The organism is Lentzea sp. NPDC037011 (assembly GCF_055607425.1).
Genome location: NZ_JBVJRT010000001.1, coordinates 579876 through 602283, shown reverse-complemented (window position 1 = coordinate 602283; position 22408 = coordinate 579876). Strand labels below are relative to the sequence as shown.

The following is a 22408-nucleotide window of genomic DNA, read 5'->3' as shown; positions in this document are numbered from 1 at the left end:
GTCAAGTCTCACACAGCGGGTGTCAGCGCCAGCTGCCGTGCCTGGCACACCAGCCGGCCGGTCGCGTCGATGACGGTGGCGTCCTCGTCGAACCACTGCCCGTGCACCGCCTGGCAGGTGACGTGGATGCGCAGCCACCCCGGTGCCGGCCGCGCCCGCAGCAGGGCCGTCAGCTGCACCGTCGGCGACCACCCGAACCGGCCGAGGTTGAACGTCACCGGCATCGACAGGTCGCCCGCGAGCAACGCGAAGAGCAGGTCGGGGTGCTCGTCGACCGGCCGCGCCCACAGCTTGAACGTGAGCGGCCCGTCCGTGCGCCGTTCGAGGAACGCCGCCGACTCCCGGTCCACCCGCAGGTCGCACAGGGCGCCGACCTTGTAGGCCTCGCCGGTCGGGAACGACGCCAGCTCGATCGACCCCGGCGGCGGCGCGGCCGGCACCTGCGGCAGGTTCGCGTAGTCGGCCCGGTTCTCCGGGATGCGCCCGAGCGTGACCGACGCCTCGACGCACACCTGACCGCGCTGCTCCAGCGTCACCGCCACCACCGTGGCCGTGCGCCCCGCCTTGCGCAGATCGGTCCTGACCAGCACCGGACCGACCTCGGGCGCGCGCAGGAACTGCGCGGACACCGCGAGCGGGTCGTGGCCGGTCAGCTCCGCGGCGGCCCTGGTCATGACCGCGAGCAGGAACCCGCCGTGCGGCTTCGGGCCCACGGTCCACTCGGCCGGGAGCGAGGCGGTGAAGGTTCCGTCACCGAGTGACCGCACCGCGCTGGACTTCGAGAAGGTCATGAGCGGCTGGCCAGCGACCGCAGGAAGAAAGTCACGTTGGCAGGCCGTTCCGCAAGTCGCCGCATGAGATATCCGTACCACTGCTCGCCGTACGGGACATAAACGCGCGTCCCGAGCCGCTTCTGCTCCTCCGGCCGGATGCCGTAGAGCATCTGGAACTCGAAGTCGGTTTTGTCATACCACCGCGCCCGCTCACCGATGATCTCGATGAGCCGCGGGTCGTGCGTGCCGAACATCGGGTACCCCTCTCCTGCCAGGAGCACGTTGGCGCAGCGCACGTAGTTCAGGTCCACCTCGTGCGGGTCCTGGATCGCCACCTCCGGCGGCTCCGCGTAGGCGCCCTTGACGAGCCGGACCCGGCTGCCCTCGTGGCTGAGCGCCCCGCAGTCGTCGAGCGTGCGGTGCAGGTAGGTCTGCAGCACCGCCCCGACCCACGGCCACGTCCTGCGCAGCTCGCGCAGGACCTCCAGCGTGGAGTCGGTGGTGGTGTGGTCCTCCATGTCGAGCGTGACCGTCGTGCCGCACTGCTCGGCCGCCGCGCAGATCCGCGAGGCGTTCGTGAGCGCGAGCGACTCGTCCAGCGACTGGCCGACCGCCGACAGCTTCACGCTGACCTCGGCGTTCGCCGCCAGGCCTGCGGCGTGCAGGGCGTCGAGCAGCTCCAGATAGGCCTGGACGGTCTTCTCCGCCTGCGCCTTGTCGGTGGTGTCCTCTCCGAGGTAGTCGAGCGTCACCGGCAGTCCGAGATCGCGGACGACCCGCACGGCGTCCGCCGTCGACTCGCCGGCCACGAACCGCCTCACGACGTCCCGGCTGATGGGCGCGTTGGCGACGAGGTGCCGCACCGCCTCGTTGCGAGACGCGGCCATGATCAACGCTCGCAGCGGGTCCACACCGGAACCCTAACCCGCTGGCCTCCGCCGCTCAGCGCACGCGGGGTCCTTTCGTGCGCTGTGGGAGTACGAAAGCTCCCCGCGTGCACTCAGGACAGGGCGGAGCGAGGGGTCGTGGAGGGGCCGTCGGCCGGCCAGTCGAGGTGCAGCCGCGCGAACAGCAACGCCTCGGCCAGCATCTCCCGCCGGGCCGCCGGGGTCACCGCACGCCGGGTGTTGACCTCCAGCACGACCTGCCCGTCGAACCCGCTGCGGGCGAGCCGCTCGCACAGCTCGGCGCACGGCTGCGTGCCGCGGCCGGGGATCATGTGCTCGTCCTTCGGCGCGCCGGAGCCGTCGGCCAGGTGGACGTGCCGCAGCCCGTCGCCCATCCGCTTCGCCAGCTCCAGCGCGTCCACGTGCGCCGCGGCCGAGTGCGAGAGGTCCAGGGTGTAGTTGGCGTGGCCGACGTCGGTCGGGTCGATGGAGGGCTTGAACGCGGTCATCTGCACCGACCGGCCGCGACCGAGCGGGCGCTTCACCGGGAACATGTTCTCCACGGCGATCGCGATGCCGCTCTCGTCCTCCAGCGACGACACCAGGCCGGCGAAGCCGTCGGCGTACCTGCGCTGCCAGCGGAACGGCGGGTGCAGCACCACGGTCGGCGCGCCCAGGTCCTGAGCGGCCCGCACGGCCTTGCGCAGGCGTTCCACCGGGTCGGGCGACCAGACCCGCTGGGAGATCAGCAGGCACGGGGCGTGCACGGCCAGCACCGGCAGGCCGGAGCGGGTGGACAGGCGGTCCACCGCCCGGATGTCCTGGGAGACCGGGTCGGCCCACACCATCAGCTCGACGCCGTCGTAGCCCAGCTCGGAGGCGATCTCGAAGGCAGCTCCGGCGGGCTGCGGGTAGACCGATGCCGTGGAAAGCCCGACCGGGATGCGGGCCGTCAACTCTTCACCAGCAGCATCGCCGCTGGTGACACGGTGACGATGAGGCCCACGAGGATGGCGAGCAGTGTGGTTTGCAGGTCGTCGGCGCGGCGGATCTTGCGGACCAGCAGCACCAGGCCGACGGTCACGGCCAGTGCGACCACCAGCGCCGCCACGGCCTGGGTGCGCCAGAGGAAGTTGAACGCGAGCCACAGTGCCGCGCCGCCGAGGACGCCGACCGCGAGCTGGCCGATCATGACCAGCCACTCCTTGGCCGGCGACCGCTGCGCGTCCTCCTCCGGGTCCTCCTCGGCCTCGCTGACGTCGTCGAGGCCCGCCGGGCGTTCGTCGTCGTCGATCTCGTCCGCATCGGCGAGGTAGTCGTCCTCGCGGTAGACGGCGTACTCCTGCGAGTCGTCGTCGTCCACGTACGGGCCCGCGTGGGCCGCGGTCGACTCCATCGGCGGCAGCGACAGGTCGGTCTTCTGCAGGTCGGGCTCGTCGTCGCCGAACCACGCGTCGGCGTCGTTGCCGGGCAGCGGCTCCGGCAGCTTCGGCGGTGCGGGCGGCACGATCAGGACCGACTCGGTCTCCAGCGCCGCGATCTGGTCGACCGGCGCCTTCGCCGGGATGCGCGGGAGCTGCTCGGTCATCGCCTCGCGCGGCGGACCGGGGACCGGCAGCGGCACCGACGGCTGGCCGGGCTTCGGCGGGCGCGCGATGTTCGTGCGCGACGCCGGCGGTGCGGCGGGGTCCAGCCGGGACTCGATGCGGGCGCCGTCCGGGCGCGGCAGGTCGGACCGGGAGACGTCGGGCCTGGCCACGTCCGGGCGCGGCAGGTCCGACCGGGACACCTCGGGGCGGGCCAGGTCGGGACGGGGCAGGTCGGGACGGGGCAGGTCGGAGCGCGACGGCTGGTCGCGGACCGGCGGCACCTGCCGGGTCTGCTCGGCGGCAGCGGCGGGCGGGGGCACGGGAGCGGGCTGGCCTGGTCTGCGGACCTGCGGCGCCACCGGCGGCTGCGGCTTGGGCAGCTGCTGCGACGGCTGCGGCTGCGGGGGCTGCGCTGCCGGGGGCTTGGGTGCCTTCGGGGGTGCGGCGGGCGGTGTCACCGGCGGCACCGGCTGGTAGGCGGTCCGCTCGGAGGACGGTTCGGGTGCGGCGCGGCGACCGGCCGGTGCCGGGTCGTCGTCGCGCACGGCCATGAGCCGGCCGCTGTCGGACAGGACGCGCTCGATGATCGACTGGGGCGCGGTCTCCGGCTGCTGGACGTCGTCGTCGTCCTCCGCGCGGCGGCGTCGCCGACGTGGCGCCTCCCCCGAGCTGCCGCCGTACTGGGCGAGCAGCTCAGCGACAGTGCGCTGCGTGTGCTCCGATCCGCTCTCTCGACTCATCAACTCCACCGTGCCCCGGTCTGGCTGGTACGTCCAGTATCGCTCTGGTCCGTCCCATCAGTGTGGTCCAGCCGCCGGAGGATGACACCCTCCCGGAGCGCCCACGGGCAAATCTCCAGCTGCGTGAGTGACAGGGCTCGCATGGTTGCCTCCGCGACCAGCGCACCCGCGACGAGCTGGTGCGCACGCGAGGTGCTGACACCTTCCAACTCGGCGAGGTCGCTGGCCGACATCCGGGAAATGAACGCGATCAGCTGCCGCAGGCCGGCGTCGGTGAGCACGCGACGCGCCCTGGGCCCGGCAGACGATGGCGCGGCCCCGGTGAGCCGCGCCAGCGTTCGGAAGGTTTTCGAGGTCGCAACCACCCGATCGGGTTCTCCCGCGCGTTTCAGCTTCCGCGCCACGGGCGCGAGCTGCTCGGCGAGCCATTCGGTGGTCTCGCGGACCTCTGACCGCCGTGGTGGGTCCTTCTTGAACCGGGTCCTGGTGAGCCGGCCGGCGCCGAGCGGCACGGAGAACGCCATCTGCGGGTTCTCGTCGCGCCCGACGGCGAGCTCGAGGGAGCCGCCGCCGATGTCGAGGCACAGCAGCTTGCCCGCCGACCAGCCGTACCAGCGGCGGACGGCGAGGAACGTGTACTTCGCCTCGTCCTCGCCGGACAGGACCTTCAGGTCGACCCCGGTCTCGGTGCGCACCCGGTCGAGCACCTCGGCCGAGTTGCCCGCCTCGCGCACCGCCGAGGTCGCGAACGCCATCAGGTCCTCGCAGCCGGAGCGCTTGGCCGACGCCTTGGCGGCGGCCACAGCGCGAACCAGCTGGTCAGCACCTGATTTGCTGAGCATTCCCCCGGCGTCCAGCTGCTCGGCGAGCCGCAGGATCGTCTTCTCGGAGGTCGTCGGGATCGGGTGGGCACCACGATGCGCGTCCACCACGAGGAGGTGGACGGTGTTCGAACCCACGTCAAGGACGCCCAGGCGCACGCCGGAAACGGTACCTGGTCGTGTCCGTCAGGACTCGAACTTGTAACCCAGACCCCTCACGGTCACCAGGTGCCGCGGTGCCGACGGGTCCGGTTCGATCTTCGACCGCAGCCGCTTGACGTGCACGTCCAGCGTTTTCGTGTCGCCCACGTAGTCCGCGCCCCACACCCGGTCGATCAGCTGGCCGCGGGTCAGCACCCGGCCCACGTTCCGCAGCAGGTACTCCAGGAGGTCGAACTCCTTGAGCGGCAGGCTGACGTCCTGGCCGCCGACGGTGACGACGTGGCGCTCCACGTCCATCCGCACCGGGCCGGCCTCCAGGATCTGCGGGAGCAGGTCCTCGGACTCGCCGCCGCGGCGCAGCACCGCGCGGATGCGGGCGATGAGCTCGCGGGCCGAGTAGGGCTTGGTGACGTAGTCGTCGGCACCCAGCTCCAGGCCCACGACCTTGTCGATCTCGCTGTCGCGCGCCGTCACCATGATCACCGGCACGGCGGAGCGCAGGCGCAGCTGCTTGCACACGTCCGTGCCGCTCATGCCGGGCAGCATGAGGTCGAGCAGCACGATGTCGGCGCCGTTGCGGTCGAACTCCTCCAGCGCCTCCTGGCCGGTGGCCGCGAGCGCCGCGGTGAACCCCTCCTTGCGCAGCAGGAAGGCGAGCGGATCGGCGAAGGACTCCTCGTCCTCCACGATGAGCACCCTGGTCACAGCTCTCCTCCAGTGTCACCCGCGCCGGTGTGGACGAGGGTCGGGTCGATCTCGGTCGCCGCGGCCGGCAGCCGCAGCGTGAAGGTGGACCCCGTTCCCGGGAGGCTCCACAGCTTCACCTCACCGCCGTGGTTGGCGGCGACGTGCTTGACGATCGCGAGGCCCAGGCCGGTGCCGCCGGTGGCCCGCGACCGGGCCTTGTCGACGCGGTAGAACCGCTCGAAGACGCGCTGCTGCTGCTCCTCGGCGATGCCGATGCCGCGGTCGGTGACGGCGATCTCGACGTGCCCGTCGACCAGCCGGCGGCTCACGCTCACCGGGCTGCCGGGCGGGGAGTACGCGACGGCGTTGTCCAGCAGGTTCGTCAGCGCCGTGACCAGCAATGACCGGTCACCGGGCACGACGAACCCGCTCGGCTCGTCGGTGGTGATCGAGATGTTGACGGACTCGGCGGCGAGCTTGGAGCGCGACAGCGCCTCGTTGACGACGACGTCGATCTCGGTGTCGGACAGCTCCGGCAGCTTCTCCGCGCCCTGCAGCCGCGACAGCGCGATCAGCTCGGTGACGAGCGTGCCGAGGCGGGTGGCCTCCTGCATGATCTTCGCGCTGAACCGGCGGACCTCCTCCTGGTCGTCGCTCGCGTCCAGCACGGCCTCCGCGAGCAGCGCCAGCGCGCCGACCGGCGTCTTGAGCTCGTGGCTGACGTTCGCCACGAAGTCGCGCCGGGTCTTCTCCAGCCGCACGGCCTCGGACTCGTCGTTCGCGTCGACCACGGTGAAGCCCTCGGTGAGCAGCCTGACCTCGGCGTGCACCGCCTCCGGCTGCCGGGCGCGGCGCTGGCCCTCCAGCGGCGACAGGTCGACGTAGACGACCTCGTTGCTGTTGCGGACGGCCTCGGCGGCCTTGCGCGCGCGGTCGTCGACGCGGTTGTTGCGGACGACCCCGAGCTCCTCGGCCCGCGGGTTGTGCAGCACGACGTCACCGAAGTGGTTCAGCACCACGATGCCGTCGTGGGCGTCCTGGACGATCCGCTGCATCAGGTCGGCCACCGTCAGCCCCTCCGGGGCTTTGGGGTTCCTGGGAGCGGTGAACCTGCCAACGAAGAATGCGGCGATCACGCCGATGAGCGCGACGCCGATCGACACAGCGAGGTAACCCGTTGTGGTCACGAGGCGAATGGTAAGCAGCTCAGAGGTGTCCCGGCCTAGTGCCGAAGCGTGAACCGTGATACCCGCGACACCTCAGTGGACGGTTGTTCCGCACCTGGTCAGCCCCTGTTCACCCAACCGTGATGCACGGGGCGGAACGCGGGGGCCCCGCGTTCCCCTCGGGGGAACGCGGGGCCCCCGCGTGACTTTCAGCGACCCTGGTTGGCCACCGCCGCGATGGCGTCCTTCGCGGCCTCGGGGTCGAGGTACTCGCCACCCGGCTTGATCGGCTTCAGGTCCTCGTCGAGGTCGTAGCGCAGCGGGATGCCGGTCGGGATGTTGAGCCCCGCGATGGCCTCGTCGGAGATCCCGTCGAGGTGCTTCACGAGCGCGCGCAGCGAGTTGCCGTGCGCGGCCACCAGCACCGTCTTGCCGGTGCGCAGGTCCGGCACGATCGCCTCGTCCCAGTACGGCAGCATGCGCTTCACGACGTCGAGCAGGCACTCCGTCAGCGGCAGGTCGGGGCCCAGCCCCGCGTAGCGCGGGTCGGTGTCCTGGCTGAACTCGCTGCCCGGCTCGATGGGCGGCGGCGGGGTGTCGTAGGACCGGCGCCAGAGCATGAACTGCTCCTCGCCGAACTCCTCCAGCGTCTGCTTCTTGTTCTTGCCCTGCAACGCACCGTAGTGGCGCTCGTTGAGGCGCCAGTCGCGCTTGACCGGGATCCAGTGCCGGTCGGCGGCGTCGAGCGCCAGGTTCGCGGTCATGATCGCGCGGCGCATCAGGCTGGTGTGCAGGACCTCCGGCAGGACACCGGCCTCCTTGAGGAGCAACCCGCCGCGGCGGGCCTCCTTCTCGCCCTTCTCCGACAGGGGAACGTCCACCCAGCCGGTGAACAGGTTCTCCGCGTTCCACGTGCTCTCGCCGTGGCGGAGCAGCACCAAGGTTCCGACAGACATGGCGGCTAGCCTGCCATGCCGGACCTCCCGCCGTACCCCGTCCCCACGCTGACGAAGGCGATCGCTTGTGTCGTCAGCCAGCTCTGACAGCGCACGCGGGGACCTTTCGTACTCGCGGGGAGCGCACGCGGGGACCTTTCGTACTCGCGGGGAGCGCACGCGGGGACCTTTCGTACTCGCGGGGAGCGCACGCGGGGAGCTTTCGTACTCTCGGAGAGCACGAAAGGTCCCCGCGTGCGTTCACCACATACGGCGAACGGCCCCGGCGGTGATCGAGCCGGGGGCGTTCGGACCGCGGTCAGGACTGTTCGCGGGAACGGAGGTCCTTGCGGAGGATCTTGCCCGACGCCGACTTCGGGATCGCCTCGATGAACTCCACCACGCGCACCTTCTTGTGCGGTGCGACGTGCGCGGCCACGAACGACATCACCGCGTCCGCGTCGATGGACGAGCCGGCCTGGCGCACCACGAACGCCTTCGGGACCTCCTCGCCGTCGGCGTCGCGGACGCCGATGACGGCCGCGTCGGCGACCTCCTCGTGGGTGAGCAGCACGGCCTCCAGCTCGGCCGGCGGGACCTGGTAGCCCTTGTACTTGATGAGCTCCTTGACGCGGTCGACGATCGAGACGACGCCGTCGTCGTCGATCACGGCCACGTCGCCGGTGCGCAGCCAGCCGTCCTCGTCGATGGTGGCGGCGGTGGCGTCGGGGTTGTTCAGGTAGCCCTTCATGACGTTCGGGCCCTTGCACCACAGCTCGCCGCGTTCGCCGACGCCCACGTCGGAGCCGGTGGCCGGGTCAACCAGGCGGCACTCCAGGTTCGGCACGATCAGGCCGACGGTGCCGACCGAGATGTCGTCGCGGCCGTCCGGGATGGCGTGGCTGACCGGGGACATCTCGGTCATGCCGTAGCCCTGCACGACGCGGCAGCCGATGCGCTTGCGGACGGCGGCGGCGAGGTCGGCGTCGAGCGGGGCGGCGCCGGAGAAGAGGGTCTTCAGCGGGGACAGGTCGTAGTTGTCGACGATCGGGTGCTTCGCCAGCGCGACGGCGACCGGCGGGGCGATGTAGACGCGGTCGGTCTTGTGCTCGGCGATCACGCGGAGGAACTCGGGCAGCTCGAACTTCGGCAGGGTCACGACGACGCCGCCGATGTAGAGGCCGTTGTTCATCAGGACCTGCATGCCGTAGATGTGGAAGAACGGCAGCACCGCGAGGATCCGGGTGTGCGGGCCGACGTCGCTGAGGATCGACTGGCACTGCACGATGTTCGCCACCAGGTTGCGGTGCGTGAGCATCACGCCCTTGGGCAGCGCGGTCGTGCCGGACGAGTACGGCAGCACCGCCACGTCCTCGGCCGGGTCGATCTCGACCTCGGGCACCGGTTCGGTGTTGGCGAGCAGCTCCGGCAACGACGGGTAGCCCTCGGCGCCGTCGAGCACGACGACGTCGGTGACACCGGCCTTCGCGGCGCCCGGTGCGGCGTTGGGGAGCAGCACCGACACCGTGAACAGCATCTTCGCGCCCGCGTCGTGCAGCTGGTGGGCCACCTCGTCGGGCGTGTAGAGCGCGTTGATCGTCGTCGCCGTGGCACCCGCGCGCAGGATGCCGTGGAACACGACGGCGTAGTACGGCGTGTTCGGGCTGAGGACGCCGACCACGTCGCCCTTGCCGATGCCCCGCGCGGCCAGTGCGGCGGCCAGGCGGTCGACGGCACCGGCGAGCTGGCCGTACGTGAGCGACGTGCCGGACATGCCGTCGATCAGCGCAACGCGGTCCACCCGGTCGGCGATGTCGCCGAACAACAGCTGGTGCAGCGACACGTCGGGGATCTCGACGTCGGGGAACGGACTGCGAAAGACCATGCGGCGACCTCATTCACTCGCTGTACACCCAGCCTGCGCCGTCATCGTGAGCCAGCCCACTGAACAGGTCAAGCAAGTCGGGATCGCTACAGAGACGTTACTTCGCGCCGCTAAATACACTCGAATGGAGCAATCCGAGCACTTGTGATCGCAACCAGGTATCTGGGAAGTTGGTCACGCCTCCGCGAGTCGGCTCCCACGCTTAACTCGACAAGCGGACGGCAAGGGCGCGGTTCGTCATCCCCCGTCGGATCGCGTGGCCCGCTTGAGATCCGTCGGCTCCCCCCGTCCACGGATCGACGCAGCGGGGACCTTTGACGCGGGACGGCTCGATGCGACTCCCCCTCTCTCCCGAGCCGTTCCGCGCTTCACAAAGGACCACTCTCAGTAGATCGTCAGGCGTCTGCTTCGACCGTTGGAGTGACACGCTTCCGGCGACGCAGCCAGAAGATCACCGCCACCGTGGGCGCGCCGAGCACCAGGACGAACGGCAGCAGGCCGCCGACCCCCACCAGCACCAGTCGCAGCACGTGCACGAGCGCGTTCCAGCCGGCCACGAAGGCGTCGCCGAACCCGGTGCGCTCCGGCGCCGGCGGTGCGATCGGGGTGGTGCTGACCTGCACCGTCAACGTCGCCAGCGCGGCCTTGCCCTTCAACGACTCGCTGCGCCGCTGCAACGACTCCAGCTCGCTCTGCCGCTTGGTCAGCTCGCCCTCGACCTGCGCGATCTCGGCCGTCGACCCGGCCCGCTCGAACAGCACGCGCAACCGCTCGACGCTGGCCTTCTGCGTCGCGATCCGCGCCTCGACGTCGACCAGCTGGTCGGTGACGTCCTCGCTGCGGACCTCGCTGCGCGTGACGTCGCCGTAGTCCTCCAGGCTCCGCACGACCCCGTCGAGCTCGTTCGACGGCACCCGCACGGTCACGCTCCCACGAGCCTGGGTCGAGCTCTCCTGCCCGGCGAACCCGCCGACCTGCTGGGCCTTCGCCTTGATGTCGCTGATCGACCGCAGCACGTCGTCGCTGCGCAGGTCGACCGTCGCCGTGCGGACCAGCTGCCGTTCCTGCTGCTGCACCGACTCGGCGGACTGGTTCTGCTGACCGCTGTTGTCCTGTTGCTTCTGCGCCCCCGTCGGCTGTGCGGCCCGCTGCTGCGGTGCGGCGTTCTCCGCGACCGACGAGCCACCGGAACTCTTCGAGTCCGCGCCGCACCCCGTCGCGAGGACGGCCAGCAACGCGACTCCCACCCACAGCACTCGTCTGCTCATGCCCGTCGGACGGAGCGGGGGGCCGCCGGAGTTGCCGTCCAGACCGAAACGAGGCGGCGCCTACTCCGAAACGAGATGTTCGAAGGCCCGCAGGTTCGCCAGCGACTCGCCGCGCGACACCCGCCACGCCCACTCCCGCCGGATCGCGTCGGCGAACCCGATCTCCAGCAGCGGGTTGAAGTCGCCGTCGGCGGCCTCCAGCACCTGGCCCAGCACCCGGTCCAGCTCGTCCGGGGTCACGGCGTGCTTGCCGATCCGCCCGACCAGGTGGATGTCGCCCTCGGCGTCGATCGTGTAGTGCACCCCGTAGAGCCGGGCGTTGCGCCGCAGCAGGAACCGGTAGACGTCCTCGAACGACTGGTCCGGCCGCCGGCACACGAACGCCTCGACGACCAGCGCGTGCGCCGTCTCGACCAGCCACACGTTGGTCTGCAGCTTCTTGGTGCCCGGCAGCGTCACGAAGAACCTGCCCTCTTCACGACGGTCGTACTCGATCTCCCGTTCGTCGAGGAACGACTTGATGACGGCGTCGACGGTCACGCGAAAACCTCCCGGCGGAACACTTCTGCCGCCTCCTGGTACCCCGCGAGCAGGGCGTCAGTCGTGCGGTCCCAGGAGAAGCGTCGCGCATGGCCGACCGCGTTGCTCGCCAGGTGCTCGCGCTGCGGCAGCGCCACGTCCGCGAGCGCCCGCGCCCAGGCCTCGGCCTCGTGGCCGTGCACCAGCACCCCGGACACACCGTCGTTGACCGCCACCGGCAGCCCGCCGACCGCGGCCGCGACCACCGGCGTCCCGCAGGCCTGCGCCTCCAGCGCCACCAGCCCGAACGACTCGTTGTGGCTCGGCACCGCGACCAGGTCTGCCGCCCGGTAGACCTCCGCCAGCGCCGCACCCGGCTGTGGCGGCAGGAACCGCACCACGTCCGCGATCCCCAGCCGGCCCGCGAGCTCCTCCAGCGCCTTCGGCTGCTCCAGCCCGCTGCCCGACGGCCCGCCGACGACCAGCACGACCAGCCGCGACCGCAGCCCGGGGTCGCGGACCAGCATCTCCGCCGCGGCGCGCAGCAGCACGTCCGGCGCCTTCAACGGCTGGATCCGGCCGACGAACGCGAGCACCACGGCGTCCGGCGGGATGCCGAACCGCTGCCGCGCCGCGGCCTGGTCACCCGGCGTGAAGCGATCGAGGTCGACCCCCGGCGGCACCACGGCCACCTTCGACGGCTCCGCCTCGTACAGCTTGACCAGCTCGGCGGCCTCGATGTCGGTGTTGGCCACCAGCCGGTCCGACTCGGCGACCACCTGCTCCTCGCCGATGACCCGCATCCGCGGCTCCGGTGCGTCGCCCTCGGCCAGTGCGAGGTTCTTCACCTTGGCCAGCGTGTGGGCCGTGTGCACCAGCGGCACGCCCCAGCGTTCCCGCGCCAGCCAGCCGACCTGCCCGGACAGCCAGTAGTGCGAGTGGATCGCGTCGTAGTAGCCCGGCTCGTGCCGCGCCTCGGCCCTCAGCACGCCCGCGGTGAACGCGCAGAGCTGCCCCGGCAGCTCCTCCTTGCCGAGCCCTTCGAACGGCCCGGCGGCGACGTGGCGCACCCGCACGCCCGGTGCCAGCTCCGCGACCGGCGGCAGCTCGCTGGACGTCGCGCGCGTGAAGATCTCGACCTCCACGCCCCGCCGCGCCATCCGCGTCGCCGTCTGCACGATGTAGACGTTCATGCCGCCCGCGTCGCCCGTGCCGGGCTGCTCCAGCGGGGAGGTGTGCACGCTCAGGACCGCGACCCGCTTCACCGGACCACCTTCTCGAGGTCCGCGGCGAAGCGGTCCCGCTGCTCCAGGAAGGGCGCGTGCGCGGTGTCGGGGTAGAGGCTCAACTCGGCTCCGGGGATCAGGGCGGCGGAGTACTCGGCGGCGGCAGGGGCGACCACCTGGTCTTGGGTTCCGTGCACCACCAGGGTCGGCACGTCGACGGCCCTCAGCACGTCGGCGCTGCCCACGTCCCTGCGGAACAGCTCCCCCCGCACCTTAGGGCTCGTGGTGAGGGCGGCGGCAGTGAGCGCGTCGACCGTCCCACCAGGTAGACGCGGTGCCATCGCACGGCAGAAGTCCGCGAGCGCGGCGTCGTCGGTGATCGCGGCGGGCAGCGCGGCCCGCATGACCGGCCCCGTCTCGCCGCCGGGGCGACCGCGGCCGATCTCGGTGATGGCGCCCACCAGCACCAGGCCGGTGATCTGCGCGGTGCCGTGGAACCTCAGGTGGTCGGCGACCACGAGACCGCCGTAGGACCAGCCGACGACGGTCGCGGGGCCGGTGTGGTCGAGCACGGCCCTGAGGTCGGCGGCCCACCGCGCGCTGTCGCGGTAGTCGCCGAAGTCGTCGGACTCGCCGTGTCCGCGCAGGTCGACGGCGTAGGTGCGGAACTCCGGCAGGTCCCAGGCGGCACCGGTCTGCGCCCAGCCGTGGACGAGCACCACCGGTGGCGCGTCAGGAGGTCCCGCCGCACGGACGGCCAGTCGTCCCCCACCGGCCACCGTCACGCGTGTCAGCTGCACACAATGACGAACGACCTGGTCGACGCACACATTCCCCTCAGCCCGAACGTCACGCGGGGCCCCGCGTTCCCCTGTGGGAAACGCGGGGCCCCGCGTGACAGCTGGAGCAGCACGGGGGCGCCTACTTGACGGCGGACTTCTCCTTCCACTGCGCCCACGGGATCTGCCAGTCGTACCAGTCGAACTGCGCCGGCAGCGTGGTGATGGAGCCGGTCACCTCGACCGGGTCGCCGACCAGCGCCGAGTCGTAGTACGCCTTGGCGTCGGCCTCCAGCAGGTTCGCGCAGCCGTGCGAGGTGTTGTTCTTGCCGATGTTCGCGGCGTTGTCGTTGTTCTCGTGGATGAACTCGCCGTGGTTGGAGAACCGCACGGCCCACTTCTTCACGACGTTGGTGTAGCCGTAGCGCGGGTTGTCGAACGAGAACGTCTCGTGCTTCGACATGACCACGAACGTGCCGTTCGGCGTGGTCAGCTCCGGGTCGGCGTCCCGGCCGAACGAGGCGGCGTAGGACGCGACCTGCTGGCCGTCGCGCAGCACCACGAGCTGGTGCGTCGGATTGTTGATCTTCACGACCTGGTTGCGGCCGATGGTGAACTCGCTGGTCACGTCGGCCTTGCCGAACGCGCCGCCGCCGTAGTTCACGCCGTAGAGCTTGGCCTCGACCTTGACCTGCGTGTTCGCCGGCCAGTACTGCTCCGGCCGGTAGTGCACCTCCTGGGCGGTCAGCCACGCCCACGAGCCCTGCACGTTCGCCGAACTGGTGACCTTCAGCGCTTTCTCGACGGTCGCCTTGTCCTGCACCGGCGCCTCGAACTTCACCATGATCGGCGCCGCGACGCCGACGGTCTGGTTGTCGCCCGGCCACAGCGTCGCGCGGGTCTGCGAGCCCGGCGCCACCGTGGTGAACGACCCCGTGAGCTCGACCGGCTTGCCGTCGGTGCCGACGGCCTTGCCCGAGTAGCTGTAGGTCTTGCCGTAGCCGAGGGGCTCGGCGTTGGTCCACCCGGTCCTGTCCTCGGTCAGCGTGCCCTTGACCTCTTTGCCCTCCGGTGACTTCAGCGCCACCGCCTCCAGCTTGCCGTCCACCACCGCCACCTGCACGGGGGACGTGACCTGGACGTCCTTGGTGCCGTCCACGGGGGACACGGTCACCTTCGCGGACGGGAGCGAACTGTCCGGCTTCGCGGACCCTGCTTCGACGCTCGAGCACGCGGACAGCAGCATCAGGCCGGCGAGCAACGCACCAACGGTTCTCTTCACGGTTCTGACCTCCACAAACCAAGACGTCCAGCCCGACCGCCTGGTGCGAGTGATGTCAGTCACACCCGGGTCGACGCCTACGATCGGGGTCGTGAATCGACCTGTCGCAGTAGTGACCGGAGCGAGCGCGGGCATCGGCGAGGCGACCGCGCGGCGGCTTGCCGCCGAGGGGTTCCACGTCGTGCTCGGCGCACGTCGTCTGGACCGTCTCCACGTTATCGCGAAAGAGATCGAGGGGACCGCGATCGAGCTGGACGTCACGGACGCCGGCTCGGTCGCGGCGTTCGCGGAGGGGGTACCCCACGCGAACGTCCTCGTGAACAACGCGGGTGGTGCGCGCGGTCTCTCGACCGTCGCCGAGGGCGACCCGGACGAATGGCGGTGGATGTGGGAGTCGAACGTGCTCGGCACGTTGCTCGTCACCAAGGCCTTCATCCCGAAGCTGATCGCGTCCGGTGATGGCCACATCGTGTCCGTGACGTCCGTCGCGGCACGTGACGCCTACGACAACGGCTCCGGCTACACGAGCGCGAAGCACGCGCAGTCGGCGCTGCACCGGACGTTGCGCGGCGAGCTGCTCGGCGAACCGGTGCGGGTCACCGAGGTCCTGCCGGGCATGGTCGAGACCGACTTCTCCGCCAACCGGTTCGGCGGCGACACCGAGCGCGCGGCCAAGGTCTACCAGGGCCTCACGCCGCTGACGGCCGACGACGTGGCGGACGTCATCGCGTTCGCCGTCACCCGGCCCTCGCACGTGAACCTCGACGAGATCGTGCTCAAGCCGCGGGCCCAGGCTTCCGCGACTCGGGTACACCGGGTGTGAGCAACTCCACGTCCAGCAGGCGCAGGACGGGCTCGATCGGGTTCGCGAACCCGGTCGTGCCCGTTCCGCCGACGTAGAGCCCGACGACCCGGTTGTCCGCGTCGACGAGCACCGCGCCCGAGTCGCCGTGGTCGCCGAAGCGCTCGGCCGAGTGCACGCGGACCTGGTCGCGCAACGTCCGCACGCCCAGTTCGGCACCGAAGTCGAGCCGCAGCGTCGCGTCCACCGACGTGACCACGCCGTAGGTCAGACCCGTTGTGCGGCCCCGTTTCCGCACCGACGAGCCGACCACGGCCGGTGCCGTCCCGGTCAGCGCGCCGACGTCGAGCACCTCCGCGCGGAACGGCCGGCCGCCCATCCGCAGCCCCGCCGCCGAGACCGACCCGGCCAGCGCGGCCCGGTCGAGCACGGCCACCTGGTCGGCACCGACCAGCCCACCGTCCACTCTGGACGGGTGCAGGAACTCGTCGCCGACCGCCCACGCGTCGTCCACGCAGCCGACGTGGAACGTGGTGAGCCCCACCACCTTCCGGTCTTCGCGGGTCACCGCGAACGCGCCCAGCGTGCCCACGACCACGTAGTCGCCCGCGACCGGCACGTCCGGCGGCACCATCCGCACCGCGCGCGCCGGACCGATGCTCAGACCGCCGCGCAGCACCGGATGCCGTTCCGCCGCACCGGGTTCGCCGAGCACCTCGGCCGAGCGCGAGAGCCGCGCCCGGTGCAGCACGACCGTCTCCGCGACCACGTCGGTCGGCACGCCGGCGACCTCCGGCGGGATCTGCTGCGGGTGCTCGGGTCCCTTGGTGCACACGTAGACCACGATCGCGGTCCGGCCGGTGGGCCGGCCGCCGGTGTACTTCTCGCCGATGTCGACGCCGATGACGCCGGGCCGGGCGAGGAACTCGTCCTCGACCATCCGCTTGACCGGCCGGATGACCTCTCGCGCGCTGTCGTCGAGGTGGCTCATGGCAACCTCCGTTCCACCCCTACCTCAATGAAACACGCGAAGTAGCCGTTCGTCACACGGAGTCACCCGGACGGCGGTGGGAGCCGGGGAGCTACAGCGAGACGCCCACGAAGACCGGCTCGGGGTGCAGCTCGACGCCGAACGCCGACCGCACCCCGTCGCGCACCTCGCGCGCCAGGTCCAGCAGGTCCTCGGTGGAGGCGGTGCCGCGGTTGGTCAGCGCCAGCGTGTGCTTGCCCGACAACGCGACCCGGCCGCCGGGACCCTGGTGGCCCCTGCGGAAGCCGGCGCGTTCGATCAGCCACGCGGCGGACAGCTTCCGGAAGCCGTGGCCCGCCGGGTAAGTCGGCACGTCGACGTCGGTGCCGAGGCGTTCCGCGATGCGGATCAGCACGCCGGAGAACGTCGAGTCGTCGAGGATCGGGTTGGTGAAGAACGAGCCGGCGCTCCACGTGTCGTGGTCGGCGGGGTCGAGCACCATGCCCTTGCCGCGGCGCAGTTCCAGCACGGCCTTGCGGGCGGCGTCGGCCGGCACGCGGTCGCCCTGCGCCACGCCGAGGACCCGCGCCAGCTCGGCGTAGCGGATCGGCGCGGACATGCCGCCCGCGGTCAGCGAGAACCGGGTCCGCAGCACGACGGCGTTGTCCGTGTTCTTCAACACGCTGGTGCGGTAGGCGAGGCCGAGCTTGGCCGCGGGCACCTGGTGCACCTTGCCGCTGCGCCGGTCCAGCAGGTCGACCGACTGCAGCACCTGGGAGATCTCGACGCCGTACGCGCCGACGTTCTGCACGGGCGTGGCGCCGTTCGAGCCGGGGATGCCGGACAGGCACTCCAGTCCGCCGAGGCCCTGCGCGACCGCCTCGGCGACGACCGCGTCCCACTCCTCGCCGGCCTCGACGGTGAACTGGACGATGCCACCGCCCAGCGGGTCGAGCCGGAAGCCCTTGGTGGCGACCTCCACGACGGTGCCGTCGAAGCCGGAGTCGGAGATCACGAGGTTGGACCCGCCGCCGAGCACGAGGACCTTCTCGTCGGCGGCGGCGTCGGCCGTCCGCACGGCGTCGACCAGCTCGGCTGCGGTCGTGGCGTGGACGAACCGCGCGGCCGGTCCACCGAGTCGGAGCGTGGTGCGCTCGGCCAGAGGCACGGACTGCGTGGTGGTCACGGACGTCAACGGTAGCCTCCGCGACATGGCACGCCGCATCGAGCACCACACCACCTCACCCCGTTCGGCGGAGGAGGTCTTCGGCGCGATGGTCGACGAGACCCACCTGCGCGACCGGCTGGCCGCCATCGGGGGCCCGAACGCCGAGCTGATCTCGTTCACCTCGGTGGAGGGGAAGACGTCGTACCAGCTCAAGCAGGGCGTGCCCGCCGAGCACCTGCCGTCGGTCGCCAAGGCCGCGCTGGGCGGCGACCTGGTGATCCAGCGCACGGAGAACTGGGCCGCGGGCGCGGGCACGGTCGAGGTGACGATCAGCGGTGTGCCCGGCCGGCTCGACGGCGCGTTCACGATCACCGACGACGGCGCCGGCTCGAAGCTCACCCTCACGGGGGAGGTCAAGGTCGGCATCCCGCTGATGGGCGGCAAGCTCGAGAAGATGATCGCCGAGCAGGTCGCCGTGCTGATCGACAAGGAGAGCGAGTTCACCTCGCGATGGCTCGCACACCGCGGCTAGCGGCCGGCCGGGCCCGCGCGCTCGGCCTGCCCACGCGCGGCACGACCAACCCGAACCGCCTGCGCCGGGTCGACCGGTGGATGACCGGCACGCTCGCGGGGTTCCTGCGCGACGCCGCGGACCCGCTGGTGGTCGACCTCGGGTACGGCGCGACGCCGATCACGACCGTCGAGATGGCCGCACGCCTGCGGACGGTGCGGCCGGACGTGCGCGTGCTCGGGCTGGAGATCGACCAGGAGCGGGTGGACGCGGGCAAGGCCGTCGCCGACCCGCCGCTGCTCGACTTCCGGCGCGGCGGGTTCGAGCTCGCGGGCGCGCGGCCGGTGCTGCTGCGCGCGTTCAACGTGCTGCGCCAGTACACCGAGGAGCAGTCGTTCGAGGCGTGGGACACGATGCTGTCCCGGATGGCGCCCGGCGGCCTGGTCGTCGAGGGCACCTGCGACGAGATCGGCCGGCGCTGCACGTGGGTGACGTTGTCGGCGGAAGGGCCGCGGACGTTCACGCTGGCGTGCAAGCCGTCCGGCATCGACGTGCCGTCCGACCTCGCCGAGCGGCTGCCCAAGGCGCTGATCCACAGGAACGTGCCGGGCGAACGGGTGCACGCGCTGCTGGCCGAGCTGGACGCGTGCTGGGCCACCGCGGCCCCGTTCGCTCCCTTCGGACCCCGTGCGCGCTGGGTGGAGTCGGCGCGGCTGCTGGCCGAGCGCGGCTGGCCGGTGGTGGACGACCGCAAGCGCTGGCGGCTGGGCGAGATCTCGCTCGAATGGGCCGCCGTCGCACCCTAGGGTGGGCCGGTGGACTTCGTCGCGCAGATCGAGAAGCAGGCTTCGTCGTTGCGTTCGGCCGCCGAGCAGGCGGGTCCGGGTGCCGCGGTCCCCACGTGTCCTGAGTGGACGGTGCTGGAGCTGGTGCGGCACATCGCCGAGGTGCACACGTGGGCGGGCACCTGCGTCGTCACCGAACCCGCCGCGGGCCGCCCGGGGTGGCCGAAGGCGCCCCGGGACTGGGACGAGGCGCTCGCCTGGTGGGACAACGGGCTCGCGACGCTCGTGCAACGGCTCCGCGAGGTGCCCGCCGACCGTCCGGCCTGGACGTTCCACGGCCCTCAGGTCGCCGGCTTCTGGGCGCGCAGGCAGGCGCACGAGACCTCGGTCCACCGCCTGGACGCGCAGCTCGCCACCGGTCACGACCTGCCGTCGCTGGTCTTCGGCACCGAGTTCGCGGCGGACGGCGTCGACGAGTTCCTCACGGTCATGATGCCGCGCCAGCTCGTGCTCGGCCGCACCGTCGAGGTGACCGGCCGGGTCCTCGTGCACGCCGCCGACGCGGGACGGGCCTGGGAGGTCTGGCTCGCGCCCGGCGAGGCACCGGTCGTGACGGACGTGCTCGACTCGGCCGTCGACACCGACGCCACCCTCGCTGGCACCGCCGACGCGGTCTACCGCGCGCTGTGGGCCCGTCCGAGCCACGCGATCGTGTCCGGTGACGAGTCGCTGTTGGCGGCGCTGCCCAGGGCGTGAATACTCGTCCGTCGTGTCATCGCCTGAACGCCGCTATGTGATCACCTTCGGCTGCCCCGACCGCACCGGCATCATCGCGCGGATCTCCACGTTCCTCGCGGAGAACGGCGGCTGGATCGTCGAGGCCGCGTACCACACCGACCCGGAGACGGGCTGGTTCTTCACGCGTCAGGAGGTCCGCGCGGACTCCCTGCCCTTCGACTCCACCGAGCTGCGCACCCGCTTCGCCGACGTGGCGGCGTCGCTGGGCGCGCGGTCGACGTGGACGGTCACCGACACCGGCGAGCGCAAGCGCGTGGTCATCCTCGTGTCGAAGGAGGGCCACTGCCTGTACGACCTGCTGGCCCGCGTCGCGACCGGCGAGCTCGACGTGGAGGTGGCCGCCGTCATCGGCAACCACCCCGAGCTCGGCGACATCACGCGCGCGCACGGCATCCCGTTCCACCACGTCCCGTTCCCCGTGAACGACCCCGAGGGCAAGCAGGCCGCCTTCGCCCAGCTGCGCCAGCTGGTCGACAAGCACGACCCGCACGCCGTGGTGCTGGCGAGGTTCATGCAGATCCTGCCGCCGGAGCTGTGCGCGCACTGGTCCGGCCGCACGATCAACATCCACCACAGCTTCCTGCCGTCGTTCATCGGCGCCCGGCCGTACCACCAGGCGCACCGGCGCGGTGTGAAGCTGGTCGGGGCGACCTGCCACTACGTGACGGCGGACCTCGACGCGGGGCCGATCATCGAGCAGGACGTGCTGCGGGTGCACCACGGCGACAGCGTCGCGGACATGGTCCGCAAGGGCCGTGACATCGAGAAGGTCGTTCTGGCCCGCGGGCTGCGGTGGCACCTGGAGGACCGGGTGCTGGTGCACGGCAACCAGACGGTCATCTTCTAGCCGGCAACACGGGGCATAGGCTTTTCCCGTGCGGACCGAAATCACCGACCTCGACCACCTGCGGGCAGCGCCCGACCTGCGCAAAGCCGTCATCGTCGGGCTGGACCTGACGCGTGAGGACGTGCGCGTGCCGATGGACGGCGCGCTGCTGCTCGGCTGCACGCTCAGCGAGACGATGCAGCGCCGGGCGGAGGCGGCGGGCGCGTTGATCTTCCCGGTGATCCCGGACGTGCCCTACGACGTGTACCGCTCGCACCTCTACACGCCCGGTGAGCTGTTCGCGGGCTTCGACCCGGCTGACCCGAGGACCTACGCCGACACCCCGGACGCGGTGATCTACCGGCACAGCAAGCAGCAGGGCCACCACCCGGACCCGCTGCACGCGCTGGCCGAGCGCCTGCACGACCACTCGATCACCGAGGCGCTCGACGAGGTGCTGACCGGCCGGCCGGTCGCCGTGATGGGCGGTCACGCGCTGGCCCGCGGCTCGGACGGCTACCGCAACGCCGTCGAGCTCGGCGCCGCACTGGGCCGCGCGGGCCTGACCGTGCTGACCGGTGGTGGTCCCGGTGCCATGGAGGCCGTGCCGCTGGGCGTGCGCTGCGGCTCGGCGGACGCCGACGTGCTCGCGCAGCTGGCGAAGGCGCCGTCGTTCGGCGGTGACGACGAGTCGATCGGCCGGTGGCTGGCGGCGTTCCCGGAGGTGCCGTCGTTCGAGGTGCCGCGCACGATCGGCATCCCGACCTGGTTCTACGGCCACGAGCCGCCCAACCCGGCCTGCGAGCTGCACGCCAAGTACTTCGCGAACTCGGTGCGCGAGGAGGGCCTGCTGACCATCGCGACCGGCGGCATCGTCTACACGCCGGGCAAGGCGGGCACGGTCCAGGAGGTCTTCCAGGACTTCACGCAGAACTACTACGGCAGCGTCGGCCCGGCCGCGCCCATGATCTTCCTGGGCACGGCCTTCTGGACCGACGAGGTCCCGGCCGCACCGCTCGTGCAGAAGCTCGCGGCCGGCCGGGACGCCGAGCGGTGGATCCTCGTGACCGACGACGTCGACGAGGCCGTCGCGCTACTGCTCAAGTACGCGGGCGAGCTCGGGTAGCACCTCGGCGCCCGCCAGCGTCAGCAGCACGTCGCCGGGGATGAGGATCTTGGAACCGCGGATGCCGCTGCCCACCACCAGCTCAGGAGCGGCGGCGACCTCGGGCGACACCAGGACCGGCCAGTCCGCGGGCACCCCGATGGGCGTGATCCCGCCGTACTCCATGCCCGTCAACGCCACTGCCTCGTCCATCGGCGCGAACGACGCCTTGCGCGCGTCGAGCCGCCTGCGGATGACGCCGTTGACGTCCGCACGCATGGTCGCCAGCACCATGCAGGCCGCATAACGGACCTCACCGCCGCGCTTGCCCGCGACGACCACGCAGTTCGCGCTGGCCTCCAGCGGTGAGCCGTAGTGGGCGCAGAACTCGGCGGTGTCGGCGAGCGAGGGGTCGATCTCCGCGACGGCGACGCGGTCGGCGCCGTCCAGCTCCTTCAGCGCTTTCGCGACCGGTTCCGCGACCAGGTCGAGGCGCGACAGCACAGGTACGGGTTCCAACGAACCACCGATGGTCCACACACCTCTCATCCTCCCCCACTCCCCCTCCACTTTCCGGCACGCGGGGGCCCCACGTTCCCCTCGGGGGCACGCGGGGACCCCACGTTCCCTCCAAGGGCACGCGGGGACCCTATGTTCCCTCCAAGGGCACGCGGGGACCCCGCGTGCGCTCCTGGAGTACGAAAGCGCCCCGCGTGCACTTGAA

23 protein-coding genes are annotated in these 22408 nt (G+C 71.4%); 6 read left to right on the top strand and 17 right to left on the bottom strand.

Annotated features, from left to right (window positions below):
- Window positions 1–8: 8 nt before the first annotated feature.
- The 14 genes from ACZ7CH_RS03060 to ACZ7CH_RS02995 form a co-directional block, all read right to left on the bottom strand.
- Entirely contained in the window at window positions 9–791 is a 783-nt protein-coding gene (locus ACZ7CH_RS03060) for a thioesterase family protein (RefSeq protein WP_470373057.1), read from the bottom strand.
- On the bottom strand, window positions 788–1684 hold the full coding sequence (locus ACZ7CH_RS03055; RefSeq protein WP_470373056.1) for a proline dehydrogenase family protein: 897 nt from the start codon (window positions 1682–1684) through the stop codon (window positions 788–790). Before ACZ7CH_RS03055 ends, ACZ7CH_RS03060 begins: the two co-directional genes overlap by 4 nt.
- 89 nt (window positions 1685–1773) lie before the next feature.
- Entirely contained in the window at window positions 1774–2616 is an 843-nt protein-coding gene (locus ACZ7CH_RS03050) for a sugar phosphate isomerase/epimerase family protein (RefSeq protein WP_360399870.1), read from the bottom strand.
- Window positions 2613–3989, bottom strand: a complete 1377-nt coding sequence (locus tag ACZ7CH_RS03045) for a hypothetical protein (RefSeq protein WP_470373055.1) — start codon at window positions 3987–3989, stop codon at window positions 2613–2615. The genes ACZ7CH_RS03050 and ACZ7CH_RS03045 overlap by 4 nt, the downstream gene beginning before the upstream one ends.
- Window positions 3989–4969, bottom strand: a complete 981-nt coding sequence (locus ACZ7CH_RS03040; RefSeq protein WP_360399876.1) for a Ppx/GppA family phosphatase — start codon at window positions 4967–4969, stop codon at window positions 3989–3991. Before ACZ7CH_RS03040 ends, ACZ7CH_RS03045 begins: the two co-directional genes overlap by 1 nt.
- A 27-nt stretch (window positions 4970–4996) precedes the next feature.
- Window positions 4997–5677 carry a response regulator transcription factor gene (locus ACZ7CH_RS03035; protein ID WP_360399879.1) on the bottom strand — a complete coding sequence of 227 codons (681 nt, stop codon included), beginning with the start codon at window positions 5675–5677 and terminating at the stop codon, window positions 4997–4999.
- Window positions 5674–6846: a sensor histidine kinase gene (locus ACZ7CH_RS03030; protein ID WP_360399882.1), complete on the bottom strand. Its 1173-nt coding sequence runs from the start codon at window positions 6844–6846 to the stop codon at window positions 5674–5676. The genes ACZ7CH_RS03035 and ACZ7CH_RS03030 overlap by 4 nt, the downstream gene beginning before the upstream one ends.
- Window positions 6847–7034: 188 nt before the next feature.
- The gene (locus tag ACZ7CH_RS03025) at window positions 7035–7781 is read right to left on the bottom strand and encodes a phosphoglyceromutase (protein ID WP_360399884.1); all 747 of its coding nucleotides are present in this window, start codon (window positions 7779–7781) and stop codon (window positions 7035–7037) included.
- 298 nt (window positions 7782–8079) lie between these two features.
- Window positions 8080–9645 carry an AMP-binding protein gene (locus ACZ7CH_RS03020; protein ID WP_470369915.1) on the bottom strand — a complete coding sequence of 522 codons (1566 nt, stop codon included), beginning with the start codon at window positions 9643–9645 and terminating at the stop codon, window positions 8080–8082.
- Window positions 9646–10040: 395 nt separating this feature from the next.
- Window positions 10041–10913 (bottom strand): DUF4349 domain-containing protein, encoded by an 873-nt coding sequence (locus ACZ7CH_RS03015; protein WP_470373054.1) that lies wholly within the window; start codon window positions 10911–10913, stop codon window positions 10041–10043.
- Between the two features lie 60 nt (window positions 10914–10973).
- Window positions 10974–11453 (bottom strand): type III secretion system chaperone family protein, encoded by a 480-nt coding sequence (locus tag ACZ7CH_RS03010; RefSeq protein WP_360399893.1) that lies wholly within the window; start codon window positions 11451–11453, stop codon window positions 10974–10976.
- Window positions 11450–12697 (bottom strand): D-inositol-3-phosphate glycosyltransferase, encoded by a 1248-nt coding sequence (mshA, locus tag ACZ7CH_RS03005; protein ID WP_470369913.1) that lies wholly within the window; start codon window positions 12695–12697, stop codon window positions 11450–11452. The genes ACZ7CH_RS03010 and mshA overlap by 4 nt, the downstream gene beginning before the upstream one ends.
- Complete coding sequence (locus tag ACZ7CH_RS03000; protein ID WP_360399899.1) at window positions 12694–13458, bottom strand: alpha/beta fold hydrolase; 765 nt, start codon at window positions 13456–13458, stop codon at window positions 12694–12696. The genes mshA and ACZ7CH_RS03000 overlap by 4 nt, the downstream gene beginning before the upstream one ends.
- 121 nt (window positions 13459–13579) lie before the next feature.
- The gene (locus tag ACZ7CH_RS02995) at window positions 13580–14683 is read right to left on the bottom strand and encodes a L,D-transpeptidase (RefSeq protein WP_458434295.1); all 1104 of its coding nucleotides are present in this window, start codon (window positions 14681–14683) and stop codon (window positions 13580–13582) included.
- Window positions 14684–14771: 88 nt separating this feature from the next.
- Between ACZ7CH_RS02995 and ACZ7CH_RS02990 the strand changes: the two genes are divergently transcribed.
- A complete protein-coding gene (locus tag ACZ7CH_RS02990) occupies window positions 14772–15542 on the top strand; it encodes an SDR family NAD(P)-dependent oxidoreductase (protein WP_458430104.1) in 771 nt (256 codons plus the stop codon).
- Here the strand turns inward: ACZ7CH_RS02990 and ACZ7CH_RS02985 are convergent.
- The gene (locus tag ACZ7CH_RS02985) at window positions 15496–16512 is read right to left on the bottom strand and encodes a chymotrypsin family serine protease (RefSeq protein ID WP_360396878.1); all 1017 of its coding nucleotides are present in this window, start codon (window positions 16510–16512) and stop codon (window positions 15496–15498) included. The two genes, ACZ7CH_RS02990 and ACZ7CH_RS02985, sit on opposite strands and share 47 nt — an antisense overlap.
- A 91-nt stretch (window positions 16513–16603) precedes the next feature.
- Complete coding sequence (locus tag ACZ7CH_RS02980) at window positions 16604–17704, bottom strand: UDP-N-acetylmuramate dehydrogenase (RefSeq protein WP_360396877.1); 1101 nt, start codon at window positions 17702–17704, stop codon at window positions 16604–16606.
- On the opposite strand from ACZ7CH_RS02980, the gene ACZ7CH_RS02975 reads away from it, so the two are divergent.
- Genes ACZ7CH_RS02975 through ACZ7CH_RS02955 form a run of 5 tightly spaced genes read left to right on the top strand, consistent with a single transcriptional unit; the run spans window position 17703 to window position 21705 of the window.
- Window positions 17703–18191, top strand: coding sequence for a DUF2505 domain-containing protein (locus ACZ7CH_RS02975; RefSeq protein ID WP_470373053.1), 489 nt, complete (start codon window positions 17703–17705; stop codon window positions 18189–18191). The genes ACZ7CH_RS02980 and ACZ7CH_RS02975 overlap by 2 nt on opposite strands.
- A complete protein-coding gene (locus tag ACZ7CH_RS02970) occupies window positions 18170–18976 on the top strand; it encodes a class I SAM-dependent methyltransferase (RefSeq protein WP_470373052.1) in 807 nt (268 codons plus the stop codon). Before ACZ7CH_RS02975 ends, ACZ7CH_RS02970 begins: the two co-directional genes overlap by 22 nt.
- A 9-nt stretch (window positions 18977–18985) precedes the next feature.
- Window positions 18986–19711, top strand: coding sequence for a maleylpyruvate isomerase N-terminal domain-containing protein (locus ACZ7CH_RS02965; RefSeq protein WP_470373051.1), 726 nt, complete (start codon window positions 18986–18988; stop codon window positions 19709–19711).
- Between the two features lie 13 nt (window positions 19712–19724).
- Window positions 19725–20600, top strand: a complete 876-nt coding sequence (purU, locus tag ACZ7CH_RS02960; protein ID WP_470373050.1) for a formyltetrahydrofolate deformylase — start codon at window positions 19725–19727, stop codon at window positions 20598–20600.
- Window positions 20601–20628: 28 nt separating this feature from the next.
- Window positions 20629–21705 carry an LOG family protein gene (locus tag ACZ7CH_RS02955; RefSeq protein WP_470373049.1) on the top strand — a complete coding sequence of 359 codons (1077 nt, stop codon included), beginning with the start codon at window positions 20629–20631 and terminating at the stop codon, window positions 21703–21705.
- Here the strand turns inward: ACZ7CH_RS02955 and ACZ7CH_RS02950 are convergent.
- Complete coding sequence (locus ACZ7CH_RS02950) at window positions 21673–22233, bottom strand: YbaK/EbsC family protein (protein ID WP_360396871.1); 561 nt, start codon at window positions 22231–22233, stop codon at window positions 21673–21675. The genes ACZ7CH_RS02955 and ACZ7CH_RS02950 overlap by 33 nt on opposite strands.
- Window positions 22234–22408: the final 175 nt, after the last annotated feature.

Excerpts from the sequence above, each read along its gene's own strand:
- ACZ7CH_RS03060 (WP_470373057.1), bottom strand. The coding sequence starts at position 791 with ATGACCTTCTCGAAGTCCAGCGCGGTGCGGTCACTCGGTGACGGAACC.
- ACZ7CH_RS03045 (WP_470373055.1), bottom strand. The coding sequence starts at position 3,989 with ATGAGTCGAGAGAGCGGATCGGAGCACACGCAGCGCACTGTCGCTGAG.
- ACZ7CH_RS03025 (WP_360399884.1), bottom strand. The coding sequence starts at position 7,781 with ATGTCTGTCGGAACCTTGGTGCTGCTCCGCCACGGCGAGAGCACGTGG.
- ACZ7CH_RS03020 (WP_470369915.1), bottom strand. The coding sequence starts at position 9,645 with ATGGTCTTTCGCAGTCCGTTCCCCGACGTCGAGATCCCCGACGTGTCG.
- ACZ7CH_RS03015 (WP_470373054.1), bottom strand. The coding sequence starts at position 10,913 with ATGAGCAGACGAGTGCTGTGGGTGGGAGTCGCGTTGCTGGCCGTCCTC.
- ACZ7CH_RS02995 (WP_458434295.1), bottom strand. The coding sequence starts at position 14,683 with ATGCTGCTGTCCGCGTGCTCGAGCGTCGAAGCAGGGTCCGCGAAGCCG.
- ACZ7CH_RS02990 (WP_458430104.1), top strand. The coding sequence starts at position 14,772 with ATGTCAGTCACACCCGGGTCGACGCCTACGATCGGGGTCGTGAATCGA.
- ACZ7CH_RS02985 (WP_360396878.1), bottom strand. The coding sequence starts at position 16,512 with ATGAGCCACCTCGACGACAGCGCGCGAGAGGTCATCCGGCCGGTCAAG.
- ACZ7CH_RS02975 (WP_470373053.1), top strand. The coding sequence starts at position 17,703 with ATGGCACGCCGCATCGAGCACCACACCACCTCACCCCGTTCGGCGGAG.
- ACZ7CH_RS02980 (WP_360396877.1), bottom strand. The coding sequence starts at position 17,704 with ATGTCGCGGAGGCTACCGTTGACGTCCGTGACCACCACGCAGTCCGTG.
- ACZ7CH_RS02970 (WP_470373052.1), top strand. The coding sequence starts at position 18,170 with ATGGCTCGCACACCGCGGCTAGCGGCCGGCCGGGCCCGCGCGCTCGGC.
- ACZ7CH_RS02950 (WP_360396871.1), bottom strand. The coding sequence starts at position 22,233 with ATGAGAGGTGTGTGGACCATCGGTGGTTCGTTGGAACCCGTACCTGTG.